At 72.7% G+C, this 26,529-nt stretch carries 19 protein-coding genes and 1 pseudogene; 5 read left to right on the top strand and 15 right to left on the bottom strand.

Translation table 11 applies throughout. The features are described from left to right. Positions 1-2: 2 nt before the first annotated feature. From OG599_RS20895 to OG599_RS20880, 4 genes are all read right to left on the bottom strand, one after another. A complete protein-coding gene (locus OG599_RS20895; protein WP_327177498.1) occupies positions 3-704 on the bottom strand; it encodes a SurA N-terminal domain-containing protein in 702 nt (233 codons plus the stop codon). A gap of 170 nt (positions 705-874) precedes the next feature. Next, positions 875-2,437 carry a serine/threonine-protein kinase gene (locus OG599_RS20890; RefSeq protein ID WP_327177497.1) on the bottom strand — a complete coding sequence of 521 codons (1,563 nt, stop codon included), beginning with the start codon at positions 2,435-2,437 and terminating at the stop codon, positions 875-877. Next, positions 2,434-3,129, bottom strand: a complete 696-nt coding sequence (locus tag OG599_RS20885) for a hypothetical protein (protein WP_327177496.1) — start codon at positions 3,127-3,129, stop codon at positions 2,434-2,436. The genes OG599_RS20890 and OG599_RS20885 overlap by 4 nt, the downstream gene beginning before the upstream one ends. 99 nt (positions 3,130-3,228) lie before the next feature. Beyond that, positions 3,229-5,508 carry an N-6 DNA methylase gene (locus OG599_RS20880; RefSeq protein WP_327177495.1) on the bottom strand — a complete coding sequence of 760 codons (2,280 nt, stop codon included), beginning with the start codon at positions 5,506-5,508 and terminating at the stop codon, positions 3,229-3,231. A 319-nt stretch (positions 5,509-5,827) separates the two neighbouring features. On the opposite strand from OG599_RS20880, the gene OG599_RS20875 reads away from it, so the two are divergent. After that, entirely contained in the window at positions 5,828-6,574 is a 747-nt protein-coding gene (locus OG599_RS20875; protein WP_327177494.1) for a hypothetical protein, read from the top strand. A 268-nt stretch (positions 6,575-6,842) separates the two neighbouring features. Here the strand turns inward: OG599_RS20875 and OG599_RS20870 are convergent, their stop codons facing one another. The 3 genes from OG599_RS20870 to OG599_RS20860 form a co-directional block, all read right to left on the bottom strand. Next, positions 6,843-7,973: a DUF6183 family protein gene (locus OG599_RS20870; RefSeq protein WP_327177493.1), complete on the bottom strand. Its 1,131-nt coding sequence runs from the start codon at positions 7,971-7,973 to the stop codon at positions 6,843-6,845. Between the two features lie 76 nt (positions 7,974-8,049). After that, positions 8,050-8,835: an HNH endonuclease family protein gene (locus OG599_RS20865; RefSeq protein ID WP_327177492.1), complete on the bottom strand. Its 786-nt coding sequence runs from the start codon at positions 8,833-8,835 to the stop codon at positions 8,050-8,052. Between the two features lie 176 nt (positions 8,836-9,011). After that, a complete protein-coding gene (locus tag OG599_RS20860; protein WP_327180119.1) occupies positions 9,012-9,371 on the bottom strand; it encodes a TraR/DksA family transcriptional regulator in 360 nt (119 codons plus the stop codon). 345 nt (positions 9,372-9,716) lie between these two features. On the opposite strand from OG599_RS20860, the gene OG599_RS20855 reads away from it, so the two are divergent. Beyond that, the gene (locus OG599_RS20855; protein WP_327177491.1) at positions 9,717-10,025 is read left to right on the top strand and encodes a hypothetical protein; all 309 of its coding nucleotides are present in this window, start codon (positions 9,717-9,719) and stop codon (positions 10,023-10,025) included. Between the two features lie 101 nt (positions 10,026-10,126). Here OG599_RS20855 and OG599_RS20850 read toward each other — a convergent pair whose 3' ends face one another. The 7 genes and pseudogenes from OG599_RS20850 to OG599_RS20820 form a co-directional block, all read right to left on the bottom strand. Beyond that, positions 10,127-10,306, bottom strand: a complete 180-nt coding sequence (locus OG599_RS20850) for a hypothetical protein (protein ID WP_327177490.1) — start codon at positions 10,304-10,306, stop codon at positions 10,127-10,129. Beyond that, positions 10,306-12,102 carry an amidase gene (locus OG599_RS20845; protein ID WP_327177489.1) on the bottom strand — a complete coding sequence of 599 codons (1,797 nt, stop codon included), beginning with the start codon at positions 12,100-12,102 and terminating at the stop codon, positions 10,306-10,308. Before OG599_RS20845 ends, OG599_RS20850 begins: the two co-directional genes overlap by 1 nt. 143 nt (positions 12,103-12,245) lie before the next feature. Next, positions 12,246-13,361 (bottom strand): Rieske 2Fe-2S domain-containing protein, encoded by a 1,116-nt coding sequence (locus OG599_RS20840; protein ID WP_327177488.1) that lies wholly within the window; start codon positions 13,359-13,361, stop codon positions 12,246-12,248. A gap of 282 nt (positions 13,362-13,643) precedes the next feature. Further along, positions 13,644-13,829, bottom strand: a pseudogene (locus tag OG599_RS20835) (UTRA domain-containing protein); the annotation flags it as partial. Further along, positions 13,830-17,360 (bottom strand): transcription-repair coupling factor, encoded by a 3,531-nt coding sequence (mfd, locus tag OG599_RS20830; RefSeq protein ID WP_327177487.1) that lies wholly within the window; start codon positions 17,358-17,360, stop codon positions 13,830-13,832. 626 nt (positions 17,361-17,986) lie between these two features. Then, entirely contained in the window at positions 17,987-20,569 is a 2,583-nt protein-coding gene (locus OG599_RS20825) for an ABC transporter permease (RefSeq protein ID WP_327177486.1), read from the bottom strand. Further along, positions 20,566-21,354: an ABC transporter ATP-binding protein gene (locus tag OG599_RS20820; RefSeq protein WP_327177485.1), complete on the bottom strand. Its 789-nt coding sequence runs from the start codon at positions 21,352-21,354 to the stop codon at positions 20,566-20,568. The genes OG599_RS20825 and OG599_RS20820 overlap by 4 nt, the downstream gene beginning before the upstream one ends. Positions 21,355-21,785: 431 nt before the next feature. Between OG599_RS20820 and OG599_RS20815 the strand changes: the two genes are divergently transcribed. The 3 genes from OG599_RS20815 to OG599_RS20805 all read left to right on the top strand — a co-directional run bounded on the left by OG599_RS20815 (position 21,786) and on the right by OG599_RS20805 (position 25,790). After that, a complete protein-coding gene (locus tag OG599_RS20815) occupies positions 21,786-23,381 on the top strand; it encodes an MFS transporter (RefSeq protein WP_442809486.1) in 1,596 nt (531 codons plus the stop codon). Between the two features lie 319 nt (positions 23,382-23,700). Next, positions 23,701-24,183: a DUF485 domain-containing protein gene (locus tag OG599_RS20810; protein ID WP_327177484.1), complete on the top strand. Its 483-nt coding sequence runs from the start codon at positions 23,701-23,703 to the stop codon at positions 24,181-24,183. Continuing rightward, on the top strand, positions 24,180-25,790 hold the full coding sequence (locus OG599_RS20805; RefSeq protein ID WP_327177483.1) for a sodium/solute symporter: 1,611 nt from the start codon (positions 24,180-24,182) through the stop codon (positions 25,788-25,790). The genes OG599_RS20810 and OG599_RS20805 overlap by 4 nt, the downstream gene beginning before the upstream one ends. 43 nt (positions 25,791-25,833) lie before the next feature. Here the strand turns inward: OG599_RS20805 and OG599_RS20800 are convergent, their stop codons facing one another. Beyond that, on the bottom strand, positions 25,834-26,268 hold the full coding sequence (locus tag OG599_RS20800; RefSeq protein WP_327177482.1) for a VOC family protein: 435 nt from the start codon (positions 26,266-26,268) through the stop codon (positions 25,834-25,836). Between the last annotated feature and the right edge of the window lie 261 nt (positions 26,269-26,529).

Below are 26,529 nucleotides of genomic sequence, written 5' to 3'. Positions count from 1 at the left end.
TGTCAGCCCGCCGGGACGGTCTCCTGCTGCGCGGAACCGTCCGCTCCGGCACCGTCCCCGCCGGATGCGGCGGTGTCGGTTCCGGTGGCCTTGGCGAGCCACGGGGACTGGTAGGTGCCGAGGCGGATCTGCTGGTCGTCCCAGGCTCCGTAGCGCGGGTTGACGTCGATGTGCAGCGACTTCGACGCCTTGGTGAGCGCCGCCGTCACCTTCTGGGTGCCCTCCTGGGTCTGCAGGTCCGCGCCGAGCGACGCCGCCAGCTTCGGCAGCTGGACCTCCTGGCGGAGGTCGCCGTCGATCTGCTCCGGGGAGATCCAGCGCTCCTGGAGGAGGGTCGCGGCCAGCTCGTCCTCGCCGCCGTACTGGGCGACGGCCGCCTGGTGCACCTGCTGGAGCTCCTTGCGGCTGACGGTCACCCCGGCGTCCTCGGCCGCCCGGTCCAGGACCTGGCCGAAGATCAGCCGGTGCAGGGCGGCGCGCGGGAGCTGCCCGGACCCCTTCACCAACTGGGCGGACTGCGGCGAGCTCTCCTGGGCGGCGCGCACCTCGGCGACGTCCGCCTGGAGGGTGGAGACCTCGATCCGCTGTCCTCCGACGATCGCGGCGGCGCCGGGGTGGGCCTCGCCACCGCAGGCGGTGAGGACGGGTGCGGAGAGGAGGAGCGCGGCGGAGAGGGTGAGCGCGGTGCGACGACGGCGGTGCAAAGGAGCCTCCCGATGAGAGTTTGTGCATCAGTGCACAAAGCCTTGCGGTGATCGATGTTAGGCAGTGGCGGCCATGGGGGCCACTGGTTCGACCAACGATTCGGGAGGAGTTGGGGATGTGGTGCTTGCGGGCGGTGTCCGTGTGCCCGGCGGTCGATGCTTCGAAGTGGTCAGCCGCCGCGTACGTCCTGTTGGTGGGTCAGCCGGCGGCGCAGCTCGGCGGGGAGCGGGTGGTGCGGGCCGTAGGAGCGCTCGGTGTCGTACAGCAGGGCCTGGAGCTGGGCGCGTCCTGCGGTGTGGTCGCCGACGGCGAGCAGCAGCAGCCCGATGCGGTGGCGGATGTCGAAGGCCCGGCCGGGGTCGCCGGCGACGGCCCCGTAGACGTTCTCGTAGTACGGGAGGACCGCGCGGTACTCGTTGAGCGCGGCGGCCGTCTCGCCCAGCTGCTCCAGGCAGGTGGCGGCGTCGTAGCGGTACTGGAGGGTCTGCGGGTCGCCGGGTCCTGCCTCGGCGGTGCGGTCGTCGGTGAGGCGGCGGAGTTCGGGCAGGGCGCGGCGGTACTGGCCGTCGTCCATCAGCGTCGCCGCGTACTGCTTGCGGAGGATACGGACGACGGGCGAGTGTTCGCCGTGCTCGGCGGCGGCGGTCGGCAGGATGGCGCCGAGGATGTCGACGGCCTGGGTGATCCGGCCCTCGCCGAGGAGCCGCTTGACGTCGTCGACGGCGCGCGCCACGTCGGCCCGGCCGGACGCCGGTCGTTCGGCGGGTACGGTCGGCGGCCCGAAGCCGGTGACCGGTGCGGGGGCCGGTGCGGTCGCCCGGTCGGGCCAGGGGGCGTGCGGGCGGAGGAACGGGCGGGTCGGGTCGAGCGGTCCGCCGGGCGTCCCGCGCGTGGGGAGCAGCGGGGCGAGGGCTTCGTACACCTCCTGCGCGGAACCGGGGCGGGCCTGCGGGTCCTTGGCGAGCAGCCGCAGGACGAGGGCCTCCAGCGGCTCGGGCACGTCGGCGCGGAGGTGACGGACCGGCAGCGGCGGTTCGTAGAGGTGGCGGTGGAGCACGCCGAGCGCGGTGGACCCGGAGAACGGCACGTCCCCGCTGAGCAGTTCGTGCAGCAGCACGCCGAGTGCGTACAGGTCGGTGTACGGGCCGACCGCGCCGCCCATCGCCTGCTCGGGCGCCATGTAGGCCGGGGAGCCGATCGGGGAGCCGGTGTGGGTGAGCCGGGTGGTGTCGTTGTCGAGTACGGAGGCGACGCCGAGGTCGAGCACGGTGACGGTGCCGTCGGGCCGGACCATGACGTTGCGGGGCTTGAGGTCGCGGTGGACGATCGGCACCGCGTGCACGGCGCTGAGCACCGCGCAGAGCTGGGCGGCGACCGCGACGGCCCAGGGCCACGGGTAGGGGTCGTGCTCGGCGAGGTGGTCGGCGAGGTCGGAGCCCTCGACGTACTGCATGACGAGGAAGAGGTCGTCGCCGTCGCCCCCGGCGTCGTGGACGGTGACCAGTCCGGGGTGGTCGACCTGCGCGGTCACCCGGCACTCCCGGGCGAACCTGCGGCGCAGCTCGTCGGCCTCCTCGGGGCCGCCGGGCACGCCCATCCGGTCGGGGCGCAGCAGCTTCACCGCGACCCGGCGGTCGAGCCGCTGGTCGTACGCCGTCCAGACCTGGCCCATGCCGCCCTGGCCGAGGATCGCCGCGAGTGCGTACCGCCCGGCGACGACGCGACCGCTCACCGGCCCTCGCCCTCCTTGCGGAGGTAGTCGCTCAGCTCGTCCAGCTCGGCGCGGACCTGGTCGAGCCGCTGGGGCGGGCCGGGTCGCTGCGGGGGCGGGGTGGGCTGCGGCTGGAGCGGCGATTGCTGCTGCGGCGGGGTGGGCCGGTAGGGCGCGGGGCCCTGCGGGTGGTGCGGGACGGGCGGTGCGCCGTAGGGCGGGGCCGGGTGGACGGGGGCGGCGTACGGGTAGCCGTACCCCTGCACGGGACCGGCGGGGCCGGTGGGGCCGGTGGGGCCGGCGGGGCCGGCGGTCGGGTAACCGGCGGCGGCGAGCGCGCGGGCGGCCACGGCGCCGGGCCCCAGAGGGCCGAAGTGCCGGATGTCCTGGTGGAGGTAGTACCAGGCGACGCCGCCCATGAGGCCGAGCATCCCGCCGAGCAGGGCGAACGCCTGCTCGGTCGTCATCTTGTCCTCGTCGCTGGGGATCATGTCGAAGAAGACGGCGAGGCCAGCCGTGAAGACGAGGGAGAGGGCGAACAGCGCCCAGTCGCGCGGCCGCTTGGTCACGATGGCCAGCCGCAGCATCGCCGCCCACGCCAGAAAGCCGCAACTCAGCACGGCCAGTGCCACGAAGACCACGCGCAGGACCGTCAGCGTCGCCGGGGAAGGGCGCGCCGGGGGAAGCTCCGGCGGATAGCCGTAGCCGTGCATGTGCCGCTCCCGGGAGGCGATGGGCGGATGTGGTGGTGCGAGCGTATACACCCGCGCGGACAGCCGTTCCCCGGTTGTGCACAACGGATGCGGCTCAGCTCACTCCGGGGCGACCGTCCCGTCCGTGAGCCCGTCGTACATGCCCTGGACCAGCAGTCCGCCGAGTCGGCCCGCCGTGCGCAGTGCGTCCTCGAAGGCGGCGAGGGCGCGGAACTGCTCACCGTACCGGCGTTGTTCGTCCAGCGGGAGCCGGGGAAGCCGGATGCGGCGGGCGTCGAGCCGCGAGGCGGTGGAGGCGTGGCTGCTGGCGCGGCGGTTGTTGGCGGTGCCGCGCAGGAAACCCGCGAGGAACCAGGGGTCGAGCACGGCCGGATCGGGGCGCAGCAACTGGAGGTTGCGGCCGAGCACGGCCCCGGCGGCCGCCTCGTCCACGACCCGGACGACCGAGCCGCCGCCGAGCACGGGGACCACGACGTCACCGGCACGGAGCACGACGGCGTCCTCGGCGGGGCCGGGGGTGGTGCCGGGGGTGGCCGCTGGGGCCGGGAGGCCGCTGGGCGGGGTGTTGCCGAGCACGTCGTGTTCGGTGAGGACGGGCCCGGGGGCGCTGCCGGAGCCACTGGTGCCGCTGGTGCTGCCGGAGCCGCCGGTGCTGAGCTGGAGGGCGCCCGCGCGGGCGAGTTCGCCGAGGGTGGTGAACGGCCGGGACGCGGGCTCGGTCGGGTCGGCGGGCGGCGGGGTCAGCCGGAGGGTGAGCCGCAGACCGTCCGTCAACCGGTTGCGTACGTCGGCCAGTTCGGCGGCCCCGTTGCCGGTGACGGCACGGGGCAGGTGGCGGGCGGGGGTGAGGTCGACCTCGTCGTCGAGGAGTTCGATGACGGGCACGGCCCGGCGCGGCCCCGGTGCGGGGGCGTTGCCGGGGTTGGCCTCGGGCCCGGGGCCGGCGGCGGCGAAGGCGTGCCAGGCGTCGAGCACCGTACGGCGGACGAGCGGCCAGTCCATCCGCTCGCGGCCACTTCCCGGGAGGCCGCCGACGAGCCCGCCGATGCCACCGGCCGCCCCGGTCGCGCCCGTCGTGGGGTCGGTGGACTCGGCCGTGTCCACCAGGAGGAGTTCGGGCGAGGGCTGCACGCCGTGGTCCGGCCTGCGCAGAACCCACAGGTGCAGCGGGACGCCGTACGGCGGGGCCGCGCCGGCGGGCAGCGCGACGACGGCCCGCAGCGCGCCCCGGCGCAGCAGGTCGGCGCGGATGCGGCGGCCGGAGCGGCGGGAGGCGGCGGCCGGGGGCATCAGCAGCACCGCGGTGCCGCCGGGGCGCAGCCGGGCCAACGCGTGCTGGACCCACGCGAGTTCGGACTCGGCGCGGGCCGGATACCCGTACTCCCACCGGGGGTCGTAGGCCAGTTCGTCGTGGCCCCAGTTGCGTTCGTTGAACGGCGGGTGGCAGAGCACCACGTCGGCCGCCAGCTTCGGGAAGGCGTCCGCGCGCAGGGTGTCGCCGGTACGCACCGCGAGCTCCGGCGCCTCGGGGGCCGCACCGCCGCCCGCTCCCAGGGCGAGGCGGAGGGCGGTGAGCGCCGCGAGGTCCGGGTCGGCCTCCTGCGCGTACAGGGCGGCGGGCCGGCCGACCGCGCGCAGCAGCGCCCCGGTCCCGGACGCGGGGTCCAGCACGGCGGGGGCGGGCGTCTTCCGGGACGGGCGGCGGCCGGGGCCCTCGGGCGGGACGGCGAGGTCGGCCATGAGCGCGGCCAGATCGGGCGGGGTGAGCGTGTACTGCCGTGGATTGGCGTCCAGTTGGCGGCCGAAGAGGAACTCGAAGGCCGGCCCGGCCCCGGACTCCGCCGCCAGCGCGGCAGCCCCACGCAGCAACGGTACGGACGACAGCAGCGCCTCCGCCCCGGGCGCCTGGACGGCCCGGACGGGGGGCGGGGCGGCGGATTCGCGGCGAGCCGGTCCGGCCTCCTCGCGCCCTCCCGGAACCTGCGGCCCGAACCGGGCGTCGAGTACGGGCGCCAGGGCCTCGGGCAGCAGTCGGGCGACCCGCTCGTCCGAGACCGCCGCCAGCTCCAGCCAGGCGGTGGGCCGGTCACGTACGAGCAACAAGGCGCAGCCGACGTGGATCAGGGCGGCGACCGTACCGGCCGGATGTCCGGAGAGCTGCTGCCAGACGCGCTCCCGGAGCGGCACCTCGACCAGCTTCCCCTGCCCCCGGAGCCAGTCCTCCACCTCGGCGAGCGCGAAGGACGGGCTGGTCTCCGTACCGCCGACCGGCTTGGGGAAGTCCGCGTGGCGGCGGCGCCAGTTGCTGACGGCCGCCCGTCCGACTCCTGCCAGGCGGGCGATCCCGGCGGCGGTCACCTCAGAGGCGTTCTCCGGCACTTGCTCTCTCCCTGGTCCGAATCGTCACCGTTCGCGCCACCGTTCGCGCTGTGCAGGCGAGCATACCGACGCACGCCGCACCGATCGATACACAGTCGAGTGTCAGGTGTTCACACAATTCATTGTTGACTCGGTTCACAAGCTCTGCTGTGATGGAGCTGTGCCCGCACCGGTGAACGCCGTCGGTGCTCAAGTCACTTCCTCCCGTTGTCATCCGGGCGCCGTCCGACGTGCCCGCACGCCTCGGGGCGGCGTCTGCCTCTGTTCCTCCTCTCCGCTTCCTGCACCCTCCGCTTCTTCCTTCTCCTGGAGTACCGCCATGCGCCGAGTCGCGCGTACCGCCGCTGCCGCCGTCTGCACCCTCTCCGTCCTCAGCCTCGCCGCCTGCGGCGCCGAGGAGGGCGGCGCGGCCTCGCCCGCGAAGAAGGTCGCACCCTTCGCGGACAAGTCGGGCCCCGACGTCGTCAACTCGGCGCTCAAGAACATCCGCAAGGCGACCTCCCTGCACCTCTCCGTCGACATGAAGTCGGCCGACAGCCCCATGAAGGCCGAGTTCTCGACCAGCATCGGCGGCGGCAAGTGCACCGGCACCATGGCCATGGGCGACCAGGGTTCGATGGCGGTCATCAAGATCGACCAGACCGTCTACATGAAGCTCGACGAGGCGATGCTGCGCGCGCAGTCCGAGGGCGAGTCCGAGGCGGACACCCAGGCCGCGGTGGACACGGTCGCCGACCACTGGATGACCGAGAAGGCCTCGGACCCGGACACGAAGGACATGCTCGAGTTCTGTGACCTGGAGTCGCTCCTCAAGGACTTCGAGGACGGCGACACGGAGGCGAAGAAGGTGGGACCGACCACCTTCGCGGGCGCTCCCGCGTTCCGCCTGACCGAGAAGGACGGCGAGGAGACCTACTCGATCCTGGTGTCCACCGGGAGTACCCCGCAGCTCCTCCAGGTGAGCTCCACGGGCGGCGACGAGCCGATGACCATGACCTTCTCCGACTTCGACAAGCCCGTCGTGGCGGAGAAGCCGGCCGCGAAGGACATGGTGGACCTGGGCTGAGCCGGCTCCGGGGCGCCGCCTGGAGCGGCCCGGCGCCGGAGGGGGGCGCCGGGGCGGACGGGGGGCACTCGGGGGCGGGGGGCCTGGGGGGCCGGGGGGCCTGGGGGGGTACGCCGGGAGAGCCGGGCAGCGTCGAGTCGGGGGGCTCGGCGCCGCCCGGCGCGTGCGCGTTCATGTCGGGGGTGGGCTGACGCGGTGGTCCGGGACACGGTGAACGGGGGCGCCGGGCCGGGGCGTTGGTAAGGACAGGGACAACGCCTCGGGCGTCTCAGTCGGTGTCCGTCGCCGCCAGCACCGCCAACCGCAAGCCGTCCGGTGAGAGGGCGGCGAGGCCGACGTCCCAGGCCACTCCCTCGAACCACTCCGTACGGGCGTCGAAGGAGTACCAGCCGCACGCCCTCACCCGGGCCTCGGCCTCCTCCGCCGTGCTGTCCTCGGCGGCTCCCGCGAGGGCGGCCAGGGAGTGCCAAGCGGCCAGTCGCCCGTAGGCGCCGTACCCACCGGAGTTGTAGGCGCCTCCGGTGGACGCGGCCGCGAAGAGTACGGCCCACGCGTGGTCCGGCGGGCAGGCGGTCGTGGAGAGAGAGGCCTTCTTCTTTCCCTTCGTCGCCAGGCACGCCAGCCCCAGGCCCGGCAGCAGGACAGGTACCGACCCGACGTCCATCGGACGCGCCAGTTCGAAGACCCGTGCCTCGACGGTCCCGTTCGACTCCTCGGCCCAGTTCGCCACGGCGGAACCGATGCGGGTGGCCACGGCTCGGGTCGTGGTCTCCTCGGCCCGGGGCGGCGTCGACCGGCTGCCGGCCGTCGCCTGTCGGCTTCCCGTAGGGCCGTACGGCAGCGAGTGGCTGCCCCCGTGCACGCTGTAGCCGGGCATGTCCGGCTCGCCCTCCACATCGGAGAGCGTCCACGGCAGCCACCGCAGCGGGTGCCGCCGCCAGTGCGGGGACCCCGCCCACGCCGCGATGGCCGGAACCTCCATGACAGCGACGCCCCTGAGTACCAGTTCGTGGACCAGGCAGGCGCGCAACTCCTCGGGCGCCTTCCCGGTGAAGGCCACGGTCAGCTCCTCGGCCGGATGGCAGGAGGCCAGCATCGAGGCGATGCGGCGGCTCACCTTCCGGTCGGCCGCCTCGACCGAGGCGGCCAGCCGCAGCGCTTCGGCGACGTTCCCCGGGCCCGGAGTGACGGCCAGCGACCGGAGCAGGTGACCGAGGACGCTGTCGTACTGCCAACCCCTCACGGCCCCGGAGCCGTACGCCTCGGTGAGGGCGATGCCGAGGCTCGCGAGGAAGGCGGGCTTCCCTCCCGCGAGGCTGCGGTCAGCCGTCTTCCACACGTCGGTCACGCTCGTCATGCCGGGCAGTTCCGTCACGATCTTCTGTATGCGGTCGTCCACGCCAGGGAGCGTACGCATGCGACCCGGCCGCGACCGAGCCGGTTCCGTGTGCTCGTGGTGGCCGGCGGCCGAGGGATCAGGCCCCGCACTGCTTGAGCATCATCGCCTTGTCGGCCGTGGTCACCGGCAGTGCGTACTTCAGCGAGACCTGGGCGAAGCGGAGCGCGTACGAGCAGCGGATCGGCTTGTACGGCGGCAGCCAGGCGGCGGGGCCCGAGTCGCTCTTGGAGCCGTTGGTCGGGCCGTCGACGGGGATGAGGTTGAGCGGGTCGTTGGCGATCTGCTGGCGTTTGGCGTCGCTCCAGCGCGAGGCGCCCATCTGCCAGTCGTAGGACAGGGGCATCACGTGGTCGATCTGGATCTTCGTGGCCTTCGTCTTGGTCCACGCGATCGTCGAGCCCGTGTAGGGGTCCTTGAGCGTCAGGGAGGCCACCACGCAGTCGGAGCCGCTGCGGAACCGCACCTGCTGCCCGTCCCGCTTGAGCAGGTCGTTGCGGGTGTCGCAGCCGTTGCGGGCCAGCGCTATGCCGTTCACGGTGTCCTTCCACGCGGAGCCGAACTCGTCGCGGTCGTAACCGGTCTTGGGACCGCGCCCCTTGGTGAGCACCTTCTCGATGACCTTCCGCGCCTCGGCCCGGTCGGCGTCGGTGGTCAGCGGAGCCAGGCCGGGCTTCGTACCGTCGGGGTTGTCCAGAGGGCTCGCGCCGAAGCCTTCGGTGGACCGCCCGCCGTCGTTCGCCCCGGCGCCCGGGGTGGTCTCTGCCGGGACGGCGAGGTCGTCGGGGTCGCACCCGGCGAGGGCGAGTACGGCGCAGGCGCTCAGGGCGGGCAGGGCCACGCGGTACGTACGGAGAGATATCACTGGCAGCCGTCCTGACGGGGAGAGAGCCGAACCCGGGAATCCTACGGACGTCTTCCCCGTCGGCTGCCATTCATGACGAGCGGGTCGCCGGACGACCGGCTGGGTGACGGTCTCTCAGCACGCCGGGGTGACGGTCTCTCAGCCGACCTCCCGGCCGCCACTCCGCAGCGAGTGCCTCAGCGTCGGCGGCGCCCCCGCCCCGCCCACCCCTCCCGCTCCTCCGCGCAGCCGACGCAGAGGGTCGCCTCGGGGCGCACCTCCAGGCGGGCGGCCGGAATCGGTTCGCCGCAGCTCCGGCACCGGCCGTAGTCGTCGCGGTCCAGCCGCTCCAGCGCGCGGTCCAGCTCGGCCAGGTGTTCGTCGGCGCGGGCGAGGAGGGCGGCGACGTGGGCCCGCTCGAACGCGGTGCTGGAGCCCTCCGGGTCGTGCTCGTCGTCGACGGCGACCAGGGCGTTCGCCTCGACGATCCCCTCGAAGTCGCGTCGGAGCGCCTCGATCTGCCCGCTCGTGGAGGCACGTTCGGCGGCGATCCGCATGCGTACGACCTCCCGCCCGAGCCGCTCCGACAGCCGGTCGCTGGGGCGTGCGGGGTCGGGCTCGGGGAGGGGGACACGGGTGGATATACTTCCCATATGTAACGGAACGCGGGGGCCCGGGTGCGCATTCCAGCCCCCGCTTGCCCCGGGCCCCCGCACCGACCGTCCACGCCTCTGCGCGGGCTCTCTCCGCGAACTCGTCTCCGGTGTCTCTCCCCCGCGAACTCGTGTCCAGGGCCTCTTCGCGCGGCCCGGTGACCCTCGCACCTGCCCGACGCCGAGCGTGTTCTCGGCGGGCGGGAGCCGGACCGACGACTTCCGGCCACGGGGTGCCCAGCGGCTCCTTTGTCGGCGGTCTTCGCCGTGGAGGCGCAGGCGCACGCCGCCGTCAACGGCTACTGGGTGAGCTTCGCCGTACACGCGCGGCCGGGCGGGACCACGCCCTCCGGTGTGGTCCCGCCCGGGGGCGAGTGGATCGGCAGGTGCGAGCCGGACGGCAGCTCCTCGGTCGCGGTCGTCGATCTCGGCACCGGCTCGGAGAGCGCCGAGTTCGCGGTGAGCCGGGCGCGCCCGTGGCGGCGTACGGCACGCTCCGGGGTCTACGCGCCGCACCTCGTACGGGACTCCCGGAGCGAGGACCGGGGTTCGTTCTAGGCGTGTTCCGAAAGGGACGTCGAGTGCCCGGTGCGGGCCCGCCGACGGGCGGGGCCGCACCGGGCGACGGTTCAGCGGGCGGCGGTTCAGCGGGCGGCGGTTCAGCGGGAACCGCTGTGCTTCTTCTTCCCAGTCGGAGCACAGGTGGCGGCCGGGATGTCGCCGGTGGACACGGCGGCCTCGAACGCGGGGAGTTCGATGAGGTCGAAGCGCGGCATGATCACCGGGATGTCGAGGTCGCGCAGCCGGGCGTTGGTGGGGTCGGTCGTCGTCATCGTCATCACAGGTCCGTCGGTATGTCGAGGTGGTAGGGGTGGTGCTCCTGGTAGTCGATCGCCAGTTGCAGGATGATCGCGTCGCCGCCGTACGGGGCGGCCATGTCGATGCCGACCGGGATACCGGTGTCCGTGTCGCGGCCCACCGGGAGGTTCAGGCAGGGCCAGCCCGTGGTGTTCGGGCGGCTGGACTCGACGCCCGAGAAACTGCCGGTGCTGTCATTGGCCCGGGCCGGCGGGGTCTGGACCTTCTGCGGCCAGAGGCAGGCGACGATGTCGTTCTCCTCGAAGACCTTCGCCCACATCTCGGAGTACTCCCGGCGCACCCGGTGGGCGCCGAAGAGGTCTGCGGCCGTCAGTGCGGCGGCACGCTGCTGGAGCTGCTGCTTCTGGGTCTCCATGGTGCTGAGCGAGGTGCGGAACCGGGTGCGCACGGCACCTTCGATCGCCTCGTCCTCCTCCGCCGTCACGGCGTAGGTCCCGCCGAGCGTCCAGGCGTTCTCGGCGTTGGCGTACGTGCTGCTCGCCGAGACCTTCGCGCCGGTCACCGGGTCGACGGCCGCGGCCGCCCAGTAGGCGGTGTTGCCCAGGTTGGAGGCGGGCGGGGTGATCGGGACGATCTCGGCGCCCAGCTCCTCGAACTGTGCGACGGCGGCCCGCAGTCGGGCGAGTATCCCCGCCGTCCACCTGTCGCGGGCCGGTGAGGTCTCGGTCTCCACGGTGGAGCCGATCCGCAGCCCGGCGAACGGCTTGCGGCCGGGGCGCGGCGCCAGCGGGAAGCCGTTGGGGAAGCCGGGTGCCTGCTCGGAGCGCGGATCGCGGGAGTCGGGACCGGCGATCACGCCGAGCAGCATCGACACGTCCGCCATCGACCGGCCCATCGGGCCGCAGGTGTCCAGGCTGGTGCTGGACACGGTGACACCATGCTTGGGCACCAGGCCGTAGCTGGGCTTGATGGAGCCGACTCCTACGTTCTGCGCGGGGTTGCGCAGGGAGTTGCCGGTGTCCGAGCCGGTCGCGACGACCGCGAGCCGGGACGCGATCGCGGCGGCCGAGCCGCCGGAGGAGCCGCCGACGCAGAGTTCGCGGTTCCACGGGTTGGCGGTCTGCGGGCACGTGTCGTCGTTGGTCCACGGGCCGGTGTGGGTCAGCCCCAGGATCGGCATGTGGGCGGCGCGCAGTCGCTCGGCGACCACCGAGTCGCCGGTGGCGATGTTCCCGGCCGCCAGCGGGCAGCCGATGGTCAGTTCGGTGTCCTTGACCGCGTAGATGTCCTTCAGCGCCACCGGTACTCCGCAGCCGAACGGCACGGGATCGCCACCCCTGGCCGCCGCGTCCAGGGCCTTGTCGGCGGCCCTGGCGATGGTGAGAGCCAGCTCGGAGGTGGTGCGCACGTACGCGTTGAGCTTGCCGTTGTCGCCGAAGACGGGGATGTCGGGGTTGCGGGAGGGCACCGAGAACATGCCGTCACCGTTGAGGGCGTCGATCCGGGCCAGGAACGCCCGGGTCACCTGGGTGCTGGTGATGTCCCTGGCCAGCAGCATCGCGGCCAGCTGGGTGCCGGTGAGGAAGGGTAGGGCGGTGCCCCGCTTCACCGCCGCCAGACCGGCCTTGCGCTGGGTTTCCAGGTAGTCGCGGGTGGCATCGCCGAGCTGGTCGGTGGTGCGGGTCGCGGCGGCGGCCGAGCCGGGCAGCAGTGCGGGGAGAGAAGCCCCGAAGCCGGTGACGGCAGCGGCGGTCAGAAAGCGCCTGCGGGAGGCGCTGGGCGCGCCGGATATGCCGGATGTGCTGGATGTGCTCAAGGGGAGGTCCTTCACGGGAGGGGCGCCGGAACACGTCCGGCGTCCCGTGATCAACGCGGATGTTCGGTAGGAAAACACCTGAATCGATCATTCGCATGAAGGTGCCGTGTCGCAGCCGTTTCGGGCCTCAGGCCCTGAGCCCCTCAAGCCCCCGACCGGCGCGCCACCTCGCCGTCGCGCCCACCCCACGCGGTGACCGCCGTACCGCCGTCCACGTCCACGTTCGCGTCCACCGGCGGGTAGAACCGTCGGGCCCACCGACGGAACGGGCCGATCGGGCCGTCGCCGTGGGCGAGCTTCGGGGGCTGGAGGTACTGCTTGTGGTTCCAGATAGGGAAGTCCGCGGCGGTGAACTCGCAGCTCGACCGGAAGACCGCCCGGTCCAGCAGCCGGGCGGCGGTACGGCTCACGGTCCGGGCGAGCGGGGCGGGCAGCCGGGACGGCTCGGTGAAGGCGATGCGGTTGCGCTGCCGGAACTGCATCCGGTGCGGCCCGATGGCGGTCGGCAGCACCATCGTGCACATCCGCAGCCCGAACCGGGCCGTGTACACGTCGGCGTGGAGGCAGCCGAGGCCGTACCCGTCCACTTCGATCTCGACGACGAAGTCACCGAGGAGCGGCGCCGACTCGTGGGCGCGCATGGAGACGTGGAAGCCGGCGTCCTCGTACACCACCGGGCCGCCCATCTCCGCCCGCTCCCAGCCGTGCAGGGTGGCGAAGTGGCCGAGGTCCACGGAGTTCTCGATGACCTCCTGGACGTTCCCGCCGAGCTCCCACGCGGCCTCCCGGGCCGGGCGGTGGCCGATCTCGTGCCACGGCGGGACGAACCAGTCGGGCTCCCGGCCGTCGTGGTGCCGCCAGACGAAGACGGCCCCGTTCACCTCGTGCACGGGCAGCCGCGTCAGCGGCGACCTCGGGGGCGGGGTGTCGTATCCCGTACGGACGCAGGTGCCGTCGGGCCCGAAGGCGAACTGGTGGAAGGGGCAGACGAGTTCGTCGCCCTCGACCTGGGCCAGTCCGAGGTGTGCGCCGAGGTGGGGGCAGTACGGCCGGATGGCCCGTAACGCCCCCGACCGGAGCCGGTACAGCACCACGTCCTCCCCGGCGAGCGGCCGGGTCAGCACGGTGCCGGGTTTCAGTTCGGAGGCGAAGGCGAGCGCGGCCCAGCCGCTGGGGTACGGCAGGGCGGGCACGCCCGCGACGTCGGCAGGGGTCGGTCCCTCAGTGATGGCTCGGGTGTACGGACGAGGCAGTCCCACGAATTACCCTCTCGGGCCGAGGATCAGCGGTCGCCTGAAGGCTGCCCACCACGCCCCGGGATCCCCGCGGCGCCCCGAAGCCCACCCGAACGTGGTACATACATGCAGATTTTGACACCGGGTGGCGGGGTGACCGGGCCGGGAGCCGCACCTCAGCCGCCCCGTCCGGGAGGACGCCTCAGCCGCACCGTCCGGGAGGACGCCTCAGCCGCCCCGTCCGGGAGCCACGCCTCAGCCGCGGAACCTCAGGGATGCGGTCACCCGATCTTGATCCAGGTCACTCCGGGGCAGACCCAGATGATCGGCGACCACGTCCGGGGCAGGTACCTCGCCCGCGTGCACCACGCGCTGACTGCCCCGGCGCCCGTCGGCGGCGGTCTCCGCGGCCCACGCGTCACCCGCACCGCACGCCGACGGGGTGAGATACCGAGCCGATGTGCTGCCCACGTCACCACCCGTGGCCGACATCTACGACCCCAGGATCGTGGTCAGGAACTCCCCCGTCCACGCCAGCAGTTCGCGCCCCACGACCGGCTTCCCGCCGATGCGGCCGGTGGTCGGGCGGGGGACCAGGATCTGGTGGGTGGCGGCCTTGATGACGGTCTTCGGGTGGAGCCGCTTGAGCCGCAGCTCCTGCGACTCGCGGAGTTCCACCGGGGCGAAGCGGATGTTGGAGCCCTGGAGGACGATCTCGCCGACTCCGCAGGCGCGGGCCAGCATGCGCAGGCCGGCGACGAGGAGGAGGTTCTCGACGGGTTCGGGGAGCTTGCCGTAGCGGTCGGTGAGTTCCTCGCGGACCGCGCGGACGTCCTCCTCCGAGTTGGCGGAGGCGATGGCGCGGTACGCCTGGAGGCGCAGCCGCTCGCCGGGGGCGTAGTCGTGGGGGACGTGGGCGTCGACCGGGAGCTCGATCTTGACCTCCAGCGGCGCCTCCTCCTCGACCGTGCCGTCCATCTGCGCCCGGTAGTCGGCGACGGCCTCGCCGACCATGCGGACGTAGAGGTCGAAGCCGACGCCCGCGATGTGGCCGGACTGCTCACCGCCGAGGAGGTTGCCCGCGCCGCGGATCTCCAGGTCCTTCATGGCGACGTACATGCCGGCGCCCATCTCGGTGTGCTGGGCGATGGTGGCGAGGCGCTCGTGGGCGGTCTCGGTGAGCGGCTTCTCCGGCGGGTAGAGGAAGTAGGCGTATCCGCGGTCGCGGCCCCGGCCCACCCGGCCGCGCAGCTGGTGGAGTTGGGAGAGGCCGAAGTTGTCGCCGCGCTCGACGATGAGGGTGTTGGCGTTGGAGATGTCGATGCCGGACTCGACGATGGTCGTGGAGACGAGGACGTCGAACTTCTTCTCCCAGAAGTCCACCACGACCTGTTCCAGGGCCTGTTCGGACATCTGGCCGTGTGCTGTGGCGATCCGGGCCTCGGGGACGATCTCGCGCAGCCGGGCGGCGGCGCGGTCGATGGACTCGACCCGGTTGTGGATGTAGAACACCTGCCCCTCGCGCAGGAGTTCGCGGCGTACGGCGGCGCCGATCTGCTTCTCCTCGTACGGGCCGACGAAGGTCAGTACGGGGTGCCGCTCCTCGGGCGGGGTCGTGATGGTGGACATCTCGCGGATGCCGGTCACGGCCATTTCGAGAGTACGGGGGATGGGGGTGGCGGACATGGTGAGGACGTCGACGTTGGCGCGGAGCTTCTTCAGCTGCTCCTTGTGTTCGACGCCGAAGCGCTGCTCCTCGTCGACGATGACGAGGCCGAGGTCCTTGAACTTGGTCTCGGAGGAGAACAGCCGATGGGTGCCGATGACGAGGTCCACGGCGCCGTCCTTCAGCCCGGCGAGGGTGGCCTTCGAGTCCGACTCGGACTGGAAGCGGCTCAACGCCCGCACGTTGACCGGGAATTGCGAGTACCGCTCGGTGAACGTGCCGTAGTGCTGCTGGACGAGAAGAGTCGTGGGGACGAGCACGGCGACCTGCTTGCCGTCCTGTACGGCCTTGAAAGCGGCGCGTACCGCGATCTCCGTCTTGCCGTAGCCGACGTCGCCGCAGATCAGGCGGTCCATCGGGACCGTCTTCTCCATGTCCTCCTTGACCTCGGCGATCGTGGAGAGCTGGTCGGGCGTCTCCGCGTACGGGAAGGCGTCCTCCAGTTCGCGCTGCCAGGGGGTGTCGGGGCCGAAGGCGTGGCCGGGGGCGGCCATGCGGGCGCTGTAGAGCTTGATCAGGTCGCCGGCGATCTCCTTGACGGCCTTCTTGGCGCGCTGCTTGGTCTTCGTCCAGTCGGCGCCGCCGAGCCGGTGCAGGGTCGGCGCCTCGCCGCCCACGTACTTGGTGACCTGCTCCAGCTGGTCGGTCGGGATGTAGAGCCGGTCGCCGGGCTGGCCGCGCTTGGCGGCGGCGTACTCGACGAGCAGGTACTCGCGCGTGGCGCCCTGCACGGTGCGCTGCACCATCTCGATGTACCGGCCGACGCCGTGCTGCTCGTGGACGATGTAGTCGCCCGCCTCCAGCGTCAGCGGGTCGATGGTCTTGCGGCGGCGGGCCGGCATCCGGCCGAGTTCCTTGGTGGCGGTGCGCTGGCCGGTGAGGTCGGTCTCGGTGAGCACCGCGAGCTTCAGCGCGGCGTCGATGAACCCGTGGTCGATGGCGCCGCAGGAGACGTGGACGAGGGACGGCGAGATCTCCGTCAGGTCGGGGTCGAGCCGGGCGGCGATGCCCTCGCCGCCGAGCACCTCGACGGTGCGCGAGGCCAGCCCCTGGCCCTCGGTGACGTACACCGTGCGCCAGCCGTCGGCGATCCATCCCTTGGTGTCGGCGAGCGCGCGTGCGGTGTCGCCGCGGTACGCCTCCGGGGCGCGCATCCCGAGCTTGAGGGTGTCCTCGTCCAGCTCGTCGTCGGCGGCGAACGGGGAGGTGGACCACCACATCATGGAGAGCTCGCGGGCCCGGTCGCGTACGTCCGCGATGGACCACAGCGAGGCCGCGCCCACGTCGATCGGGGCGTCGCCGCCGCCCGCCGTGGCCGCCCAGGACGCCTGGAGGAACTCCTGGCTGGTGGCGACGAGGTCGGCGGCGCGGGTACGGACCCGTTCCGGGTCGCAGACCAGCGTCATCGCGCCCTTCGGCAGGACGTCGAGCAGCAGCTCCATGTCGTCCACGAGCACCGGCGCCAGGGACTCCATGCCCTCCACCGCGATGCCCTCGGCGATCTTGCCCAGCAGCTCGCCCAGCTCCGGGTGGGCCTCGGCCAGCACGGCGGCGCGCTCGCGGACCTCGTCGGTGAGGAGCAGCTCCCGGCAGGGCGCGGCCCACAGCCCGTGCTCGGCGACCTCCAGGGAGCGCTGGTCGGCGACCTTGAAGTACCGGATCTCCTCGACGTCGTCGCCCCAGAACTCCACCCGCAGCGGGTGCTCCTCGGTCGGCGGGAACACGTCCAGGATGCCGCCGCGCACCGCGAACTCACCGCGCTTCTCGACCAGTTCGACCCGGGAGTACGCGGCTGCCGCGAGCGCCTGGACGACGTCGCCCAGATCGGCGCTCTGACCGCTCCGCAGCGCCACGGGCTCCAGGTCGCCGAGCCCCTTGACCTGCGGCTGGAGTACGGAACGCACGGGCGCCACGACCACGCTCACCGGCCCCGTCTCCGGGTCGTCGGCGCGCGGGTGCGCCAGGCGCCGCAGCACGGCCAGGCGCCGCCCCACGGTGTCCGAGCGCGGTGAGAGCCGCTCGTGCGGCAGGGTCTCCCAGGACGGGTACTCCGCGACGGAGTCCGCCGGCAGCAGGGTGCGCAGCGCGGCGGCCAGGTCCTCGGCCTCCCGGCCGGTGGCGGTGACCGCGAGGACCGTACGCCCCGTCCCCCGGGCCAGCGAGGCCACGGCGAAGGGGCGGGCGGCGGGCGGCCCCACCAGGTCGACGTGCATCCGGTGACCGTCGGTGGCGGCCTTCACCGCTTCGGAGAGCGCGGGATCGCGTGCGACGAGATCCAGCAGACCGTGCAGGCTCATGGAGGGCTTCCGTCCGGGGTGGCTTCGGGCTTCCCGGCAGCCGGCTGCTGCCAGGAGCTGCGCGCCGCGCCGTGAGGGGACGCAACGCGAAGGGCCCGACACGTGGAACGGGCCGGGGTCTCCACCCTACGACTCGCGGGAGGTGGTCGCGTGCGGGACGGGGTGGCGGGCGGTGGTCCGGGGGGGGCGTTCGGGCCGTTTCCGGGTCAGGCCGTGGGTGCGGGGCGCGGCGGGCACCCGGGAAGCCGCCGGGGACTCGGTACCGGGTTCACCCCGATGGTCCGCGTCGGGCCGGGTTCACCCTGACGGAGGGGGCGGGTGCGGACGGCCAGGGGGGCGCGGGGACGGCGACCGGCAGGGAATCGAGGAGCAGCGCCCCCGCGAGCAGCCCCGCGCTTCCCCGCGGGCTCCCTGCCCGTGCGCGCAGCTCGCTGTCGAGGGAGGCCGGATTCTCCGCGCCGGACGCGGTCGCCGGGCGCGTCTTCAACACTGCCGTCGTTCGGCCGGAGGCCGCGCCGGGTCGCTCACGCACCGGGCCCCGGAATGTTCGAAGGAACGCACCGGGCCCCGGAACGTTCGAAGGAACGCCCCGGGGCCGGTCACACTCCGTGTCGCACTCGGTGCCCTCAGCCGTCCGTGGCGATGGCGGCCAGGACGTTCATCCGGCCCGCGCGGAAGGCCGGTACGAGGGCGGCGAACAGGCCGACGAACGCGGAGGCGACGAAGACGGTGAGGATCGTCGGCCAGGGGATGGCCAGGGTGTCCATGCCCTCCAGCGCGAGGAGTTGATGGGCGGAGGCGCCCCATCCCATGCCGAGGCCGAGGCCGAGCAGGGCGCCGAAGAGGGCGATGACCACCGACTCCAGGCGGATCATCCGGCGAAGCTGCCGGCGGGAGAGTCCGATCGCCCTCAACAGGCCGATCTCACGGGTGCGTTCGACCACGGAGAGGGCGAGGGTGTTCACCACGCCGAGTACCGCGACGACGATGGCGAGGGCGAGCAGTCCGTAGACGATGTTGAGCAACTGCCCGACCTGGTCCTTGAGATCCTCCTTGAAGTCGGCCTGGTTGCGGGGCTGGTAGACCGGGTAGGGCGCGAGGGCCTTCTTCAGCGCGGCGTAGGCCGCCTTCTCCTGACCGTCCTCGGCCTGAGCGAACATCAGCATGTTGTCCGGGAGTTCGTCGGCCGCGATGTGCTTGGCGGCGGTGGCGCGGCCGATGTACTTCACCCCGCTGTCGATGCCGGTGTCGTCGGAGGTGATGGCGGCGACCTTGAGCTTCGCCGTACCGCCGGCCTTGAACGCCACGTCGAGGGTGTCGCCGACCTTGACGCCGTGCTTCTCGGCGTACTCCCCGCCGACCGAGACGGAGTCCTCTTCGTAGGCGGCGGCGAGGTCGCCGGAGAGGACCTCGCGGTGCACGTCCTGCTGGTAGCTGGAGTCGGCTGCGACCAGTCCGTCGTCGTCCTTGCCGCCGTCGGGGGAGGTGACGACGGCGTTGAGGTAGGTGTAGTGGGTGACGTGTTCGAGGCCGGGGACGGCCTCGATGGCCTTGGCGGCCTGGGGCACGATCGGCTGACCGTCGGCGCTCTGCACGATGAAGTCCGCGCCGACCGACTTGTCGAGCTCGCCCGAGAGGGAGGCGACCATCGACGCGCCGACGACCGAGAGGCAGGCCACCAGGGCGAGGCCGATCATCAGGGCCGCGCCGGTCGCGCCGGTGCGGCGCGGGTTGCGCAGGGCGTTGCGTTCGGCCATGCGACCGACCGGGCCGAAGAAGCGGAGCAGGACCGTGCTGAGCAGCCGTACGACGACTCCGGCGAGCAGCGGGCCGATCACGATGAACCCGACGAGGCTGAGGACCACGCCGGCGCAGAGCAGGAGCGCCCCCGCGCTCGCCCCGTCGGTGTGCGCGGTACCCCAGAGAGCGGCGGCGCCCGCACCGGTGAGGAGGGCGCCGAGGATGGCGCGGACGCGTCCGGCCCGGCCGTCGGCGGGCGTTCCGGCGTCCCGCAGCGCGGCCATCGGCGACACCTTCCCGGCGCGCCGGGCCGGTACGTACGCGGCGAGCACGGTGACGACGATGCCGAGCGCGAGGCCGACGACCGGGGTGGTCCAGGCGATGGTGAGGTCGTCGGTGGAGAGCTCCATGCCGACGGCGCCCATCAGCTGCATGAGCCCGACGGCGAGTCCGACGCCCGCGACGACGCCGAGGACCGAGCCGACGATGCCGAGGAGGAGGGCTTCGACCAGCACCGACCGGTTGACCTGGCGGCGGCTGGAGCCGATGGCGCGCATCAGGCCGAGCTCGCGGGTGCGCTGGGCGACCAGCATGGAGAAGGTGTTGACGATGAGGAAGATGCCGACGAGGAAGGCGATTCCGGCGAAGCCGAGCATCGCGTACTTCATCACGTTGAGGAAGGACCCCATGGAGTCCTTGCCGTCCTCCGCGGATTCGGCCTGCGTCTTCAGGGTGTAGCGCGAGGTGTCGCCGAGCGCGGCGGCGACATTGTCCTTCAACTGGACGTCGCTGACGCCGGGTTCGGCGGTGACGTTGATCATGCTGAACGCGTCGGGGCGGCCGAGCAGCTTCGTCTGGGCGGTCTCGGTGTCGAAGTAGGCGACCGCCGCACCGGGGTTGGTGACGGTGAACTCGGCGATGCCGGTGATCTTCGCCCGGAGGTCGCCGGCCGAGGTGATGGTGCGCAGCTCGTCGCCGAGCTTCAGGCCGTGCTTGTCGGCGGTACCGGAGTCGATCATCATCTCGGTGGGTCCGCGCGGCGCGTGGCCCGAGCTGATCTTCATCGAACGAAGTTCGTTGCGCGTCCAGTTGCCCGCGATGGTCGGGGCGCCGGTCTCCGGGCTGAGGTTCTTGTCGTGGCTGTCGACGATCGTCACCTGGAGGGTGGAGACCTGGCCTTCGGCGTCCTTGACGCCCTCGGCCTTCTCGACCTGCGCGAGGAGGGAGGCCGGCATGGTCTCCGGCTTGCCGGAGTCCGGTACGGCGTCGGACTCCTCGGCCGACTCGAGGCCGACCGAGACGTCCGGCGCGGAGACGGCGAAGAGCTTGTCGAACGTGGTGTTCATCGTGTCGGTGAAGACGAGGGTGCCGCAGACGAAGGCCACCGACAGGAGGACGGCGACGGCCGAGAGGGCCATCCGCCCCTTGTGCGCGAGGAAGTTGCGCAGCGAGGTCTTCCACACGGTCATGACGTCCGCCCGCGGGTGTCGAAGTTCTTCATGCGGTCGAGGACCTGGTCGGCCGTGGGATTGCGCATCTCGTCGACGATCCTGCCGTCCGCGAGGTAGAGCACCCGGTCCGCGTAGGAGGCGGCGACCGGGTCGTGGGTGACCATGACGATGGTCTGGCCCAGCTGGTCCACGGAGGTGCGGAGGAAGGACAGCACCTCGGCGCCGGCCCGCGAGTCGAGGTTCCCGGTCGGCTCGTCGCCGAAGATGATCTCGGGCCGGGCGGCGAGGGCGCGGGCCACCGCGACGCGCTGCTGCTGGCCGCCGGAGAGCTGGGTCGGCCGGTGCTTCAGCCGGTCGCCGAGGCCCACGGTCTCCACGACCTGCCGGAGCCAGGCGGCGTCGGGCTTGCGGCCCGCGATGTCCATCGACAGCGTGATGTTCTCCAACGCGTTCAGCGTCGGCAGCAGGTTGAACGCCTGGAAGATGAACCCGATGCGGTCGCGGCGCAGTTGGGTGAGCTTCTTGTCCCTGAGGCCGGTGATCATCGTCTCGTGGAGGAAGATCTCGCCGGAGGTCACCGTGTCGAGCCCGGCCAGGCAGTGCATCAGCGTCGACTTGCCGGAGCCCGACGGTCCCATGATCGCGGTGAACTCGCCGCGTGCGATGTCGACGTCGACGTGGTCGAGGGCGACGACCCGGGTCTCACCCGTGCCGTACGCCTTCACCACCTGGCGCGCCCGTGCTGCCACGGCGGTCCGTTCTCCGGCTCCCCCGTGCCTGGAATTGGTCACAGCCGTCGTCACGATTCTTCTCCTCAGAGGATGGGCGTACGCGCCCCGCGAACGCGGTGAACCCCCCGTCCACCGCCACCGGCCGCACTCCGCGACCTGATGAATACGCTAGGGAATGACGTGCCCCGATCACGTCGTCCACGGGGAGGAGCGTCCCCTTGGGCGCTGGGGGGAGATCCCCCTAGGGGTCGGGCGGTGCGACCCTCGTCCTGGAGGCGGTGGGGCTGGCCCTACCCCGTGGTGGGGCTGGCACCAGGGCGTACGGGGCACCGCCGGGCACCGCCGGGCACCGCCGGGCACCGCCGGGCACCGCCGCCCTGCTCCGAACCTGCTCCGGGGCGTTCCGTCCGGGCCCGCTCCGGGCCGTGCGCCCGTGCGCGCCCTGCCCCCGCACCGTACGGAATGAGACAGTGGCCACCGGCAGATACGTGCAGGGGGAAGGAATGTCTGTGGGCACCACCAGCAGCGCGGACGGCGGTACCGACGCGGGCCGTGGTCCCGACACCGCCCCCGGACCGTCGGCTCCGCCGACTCCCCCCGTCCCCAGGCCCGTTGTCGCGGCGCTCATGGTGGCCATGGCGCTGGCCGCCGTCGACGGCACGATCGTCTCCACGGCGGTACCGCAGATCGTCGGCGACCTCGGCGGGTTCACGGTGTTCTCGTGGCTGTTCTCCGGCTACCTGCTGGCGGTGACCGTCACCCTGCCGGTGTACGGGAAGCTCTCCGACACCTTCGGCCGCAAGCCGGTCCTGGTGGCCGGAATCGTGCTGTTCGTGGTGGGTTCGCTGCTCTGCGCCTCGGCGTGGAACATGACGGCGCTGATCGCCTTCCGGGTCGTCCAGGGGCTGGGCGGCGGGGCGCTCCAGGGCACGGTGCAGACCATCGCGGCCGACCTCTTCCCGCTCAAGGAGCGCCCGAAGATCCAGGCCAGGATCTCCACGGTCTGGGCGACCTCGTCCGTGGCGGGGCCCGCGATGGGCGGGCTGCTCGCCACCTACGCGGACTGGCGCTGGATCTTCCTGGTGAACCTGCCGGTGGGCGCCCTCGCGCTCTGGCTGGTGGTGCGCCACTTCCACGAGCCGTCCCGCCCGCGTCCCGCCGTACGGCCCCGGATCGACTGGGCGGGCGCGCTCGGCATCTTCGCCTCCACCGCGCTGCTGTTGACCGCCCTCGTCCAGGGCGGGGTCGCCTGGGACTGGGTCTCGGCCCCGTCGCTGACCCTGTTCGGGGCGAGCGTCGTGCTCGCCGCGCTGACGGTCCTGGTGGAACAGCGGGCCGCCGACCCGATCGTGCCGGGGTGGGTGTGGCGGCGGCGCCCGATCGCGGCGGTCAATCTGGCGCTGGGCGCGATGGGGCTGCTGATGGTGGCGCCGACCGTGTTCCTCCCGACCTACGCGCAGTCCGTGCTCGGCCTCGGGGCGATACCCGCCGGATTCGTGCTCTCCGTGATGACCCTGAGCTGGCCGGTGACGGCGGCCCTGTCGAACCGGGTGTACGGGCGCATCGGTTTCCGCTCCACCGCGATGATCGGCATGGGCTGCGCGCTGCTGGCACTGCTCGCGTTCCCGGCGCTCCCCTATCCGGGGGCGGTGTGGCAGCCGGTCCTGATCATGCTGCTGCTCGGCGCCTCGCTCGGGCTCTTCCAGCTCCCGCTGATCGTGGGCGTCCAGTCGACGGTGGGCTGGTCCGAGCGCGGTACGACGACGGCCTCCGTCCTCTTCTGCCGCCAGCTCGGCCAGTCGCTGGGCGCCGCCCTCTTCGGCGCCGTCGCCAACGCCACCCTGGCCTCCCGGCTCGACGGCGCATCCGCGGTGGGGTTGCCCGGGGACCTGGACTCCGTCTCGCACGCACTGGAGGACCCGGGCGCGCTCACCGCCCGCGCCGCCGACACCCTGCGCCGCGCGGTGGACGCGGCGGTCGACCACGTGTACCTGGGGGCGGCGGCCGCCGCGGCCCTGGCGCTGCTGGTGCTCCTCGTCGTGGCCCCGAAGCGCTTCCCGGTCGCCGAGGAGCCGGCCGGGGTTCCGACCGAGCGCTGAACCGGCCTATCTCCGACCCGGGCCATGCGCCGATTCGGCCGCTCGCTTCCCCGGTCCATCTCCGACCCGGCCGATCGTCTCCCCGGCCGTTCGCCGTCCCGACCGTTCGCCGCCCCGGCCGTTCGTCATCCACTACCAGGCGATCCACACAAGGTCGCCAACTGGCCTATTTACAGCCACAGTTCGGCCATTCTTCGCCAACTGCTGTCTCCCCGCGATCAGTGTCGCCACGATGCGACCACCGGGCCACACGGCCCGGTCCCGTTCGCGTGCCTTGCAGTCCCCCTCGTACCGGCTCATGCAAGGAGCAGCACCGCCCATGTCCCACGCGCACCACGAGCCCCGCGAGCCCCTTGAGCTCCCGCCGCCACCGCCGCCGTTCCAGCGGGACTACCTGCTCCCCTGGCAGAGCTCCCCGCCACCGGCGCCCCCGGTGGCACGCATCCCCCTGGCGGCCGGCGCCCGCTCACAGGCGCCGGGGCGCCACCGCGACCTGCGGCAGCTGCGCACCTCGTACCGGGTGCTGCGCCGGGTCTCCACGGTCACCGCGCTCGGCTACTTCACGGTGTTCCTGCTGCTCTCCGCGTACGCCCCCGGGCTGATGGGCCGGGACGCCGGCTTCGGCGGGCTCACCATCGGACTGCTCCTCGCACTGGTCCAACTGCCCATCGCGGTCCTCTCCCTGGTGCTCTACGAGCGCACCGCCCGCCGCACCGTGGACCCGCTCGCCGCCGAGCTGCGCCAGCGCGCCCGGCACACCGACTCCCCCGTCCGGCCGAGCAGTTGGGGAGCGGACCGATGACCGGTTTCGACGACTCCGCACAGGCGATGTCCCTCGTGGTGTTCATCGCCGTCGCCACGATCGTGCTGCTGCTCTGCGTGCTGGCCGGTCCGGGCCGGGACAACCTGGAGGAGTTCTACACGGGGTACGGCAATCTCGCGCCGCTCCGCAACGGCCTGGCCATCGCCGGGGACTACCTCTCCGCCGCCACCGTCCTCAGCACCACCGGCATCATCGCGCTCACCGGGCACGACGGGCTGGTCCTGGTGCTGAGCACGATCCTCTCGCTCGTGCTGCTGATGTTCCTGCTGGCCGAACCCCTGCGCAACGCGGGCCGGTTCACCCTGGGCGACGTACTCGCCCGGCGCTCCCCCGGCCGCGCCGTGCGCATCACCGCCTGCACGGTCACGCTCGTCGCCCTCGTACCGTTCATGGCGGTCCAACTGGCGGGCAGCGGCAACCTCCTGGCGTTCATCCTCGGGTTCGACAGCTCCGGGTTCCGCACCGGGGCGATCGCAGCCGTCGGCGCCGTGATGATCAGCTACGCGGCGATCGGCGGCATGCGCTCCACCGCCCTGATCCAGATCATGAAGACCGTGACGCTCCTCGGGGCGGGGCTGCTCATCTCCGTACTGATCCTGGACCGCTTCCACTGGGACACCGGCGCCCTGCTCGCCGCCGCCCAGCGGCGCAGCGGGGCCGGGGACGCGTATCTGCGGGCGGGGCTGCAGTTCGGCGGCGACGACCTCGACATGATCAGCTCGGAGCTGACCGTGGTGCTCGGCGCCGCCTGCCTGCCGCACATCATCATGCGGATGGCCAGCGTCAACAGCGCCCGCGCGGTGCGCCGTTCGCTCTCCTGGGCGGTGTCGGCGGTGGTCCTCGTCTGCGTGTTCCTGACGGTGATCGGGTTCGGTGCCGCCGCCCTCGTCGGCCACGGCGCGGTCTCGGCGGGCGGCAGCCAGGGCAGCAGCGCGATCCTCCAGGTGAGCAGCGTGGTCGCGGGCGGTGGCCGCACCGGGGCGCTGATCGCCACGACGATGACCACGGCGATCTTCCTGACGCTGCTCGCCTCGGTCGCCGGGATGACCCTGGCCTGCGCCAACTCCCTCGCCCACGACCTCTTCGCGCACGGTCTGCCCGGCAGGGACCGGCCGGCTCCCGCGCCCCGTACCGAGATCATGACCGCCCAGGGCGCGGCGATCGGCGTCGGTATCCTCGCGACGGTGCTCGCGGTCGTCGCCCGGCACTGGAACGTTCAGGCACTGGCGATCTTCTCGTTCTGCGTCGGTGCCTCGGCGCTGGCTCCGGCGCTCGTCTACAGCCTGTTCTGGCGGCGGTTCACCCGCACCGGGCTGCTCTGCACCCTGATCGTGGGCACCACCGGGGTGGTGGTGCTGATGACGGGCACCAACCTGATCTCCGGGACACCGGGGGCGGTCTTCCCGGACGTGGACGCGAACTGGTTCCCGTACACGACGACCGGTCTCGTCTCCATCCCGATCGGCTTCCTCGCGGGCTGGCTCGGTACGGTCCTCGGCCGCCGCCCCGCCGCCGAGGAGCGCCGCCGCTACGAGCAGGTCGAGCCGTGGATCCTGGCCGGGGCGCCCCCGGCGACGCGGCGGTGAACCGCGCGCCGAGGGCTGCCGTGCCGGGGGCCGGGGGCCCGGGTCAGACGTCGTCGAAGTCGGGGAGGACGAGCGAGCCGTCCTCGGCGAGCGTGAACCCCGGGTTGTGCGCGACCTCCCAGGCGTGGCCTTCGGGGTCGGTGAAGACGCCCGCGTAGCCGCCGTAGAACGTCGTCGCGGCGGGGCGGGTGACGGTGGCGCCGGCGCGCTCCGCCGTGGCCAGCAGCGCGTCGACCTCCTCGGGCGACCGGAGGTTCTGCGCGAGCGCGATCCCGCCGAAACCGCCCGGGCCCCGGTCTTCGAGGCCGCAGTCGGCCGCGAGCTTCGCACGGGACCACAGCACGACCGCGAGGCCGCCCGCCTGGTAGAAGACCGTGTCCTGGACCGTCTGCCCCTCCCAGCCGAGGGCCTCGTAGAAGGTCCGCGCACGCGCGAGATCGGTGACGCCCAAGGTGACGAGACTGATGCGCTGTTCCATGGGCGTCACAGTAACGGGACCGGCCCGGGGCGGCCCCTTCCCGACACCTCCTGCTGCGTTCCGGCCGGCCGGACCCTCCCGCCGTCCCGGGCAGCCCCCGCCGTCCCGGGCGGCCCCCGCCGGCCGACGGCGGCCCAGGTCGGACCGGGTGCGGGACCGGGGGCAGGACCGGATGGCAGGAGCGGGCCAGGACCGGTTGCAGAACCGCTGGCAGGGCCGGTTGTCAGTGCCGTGTGGGAGGGTCGCTCGCGTGATCGGCAT

It is taken from the genome of Streptomyces sp. NBC_01335 (assembly GCF_035953295.1).
Classification (GTDB): Bacteria; Actinomycetota; Actinomycetes; order Streptomycetales; family Streptomycetaceae; genus Streptomyces.
This window is presented reverse-complemented; position numbering and strand designations above follow the sequence as displayed.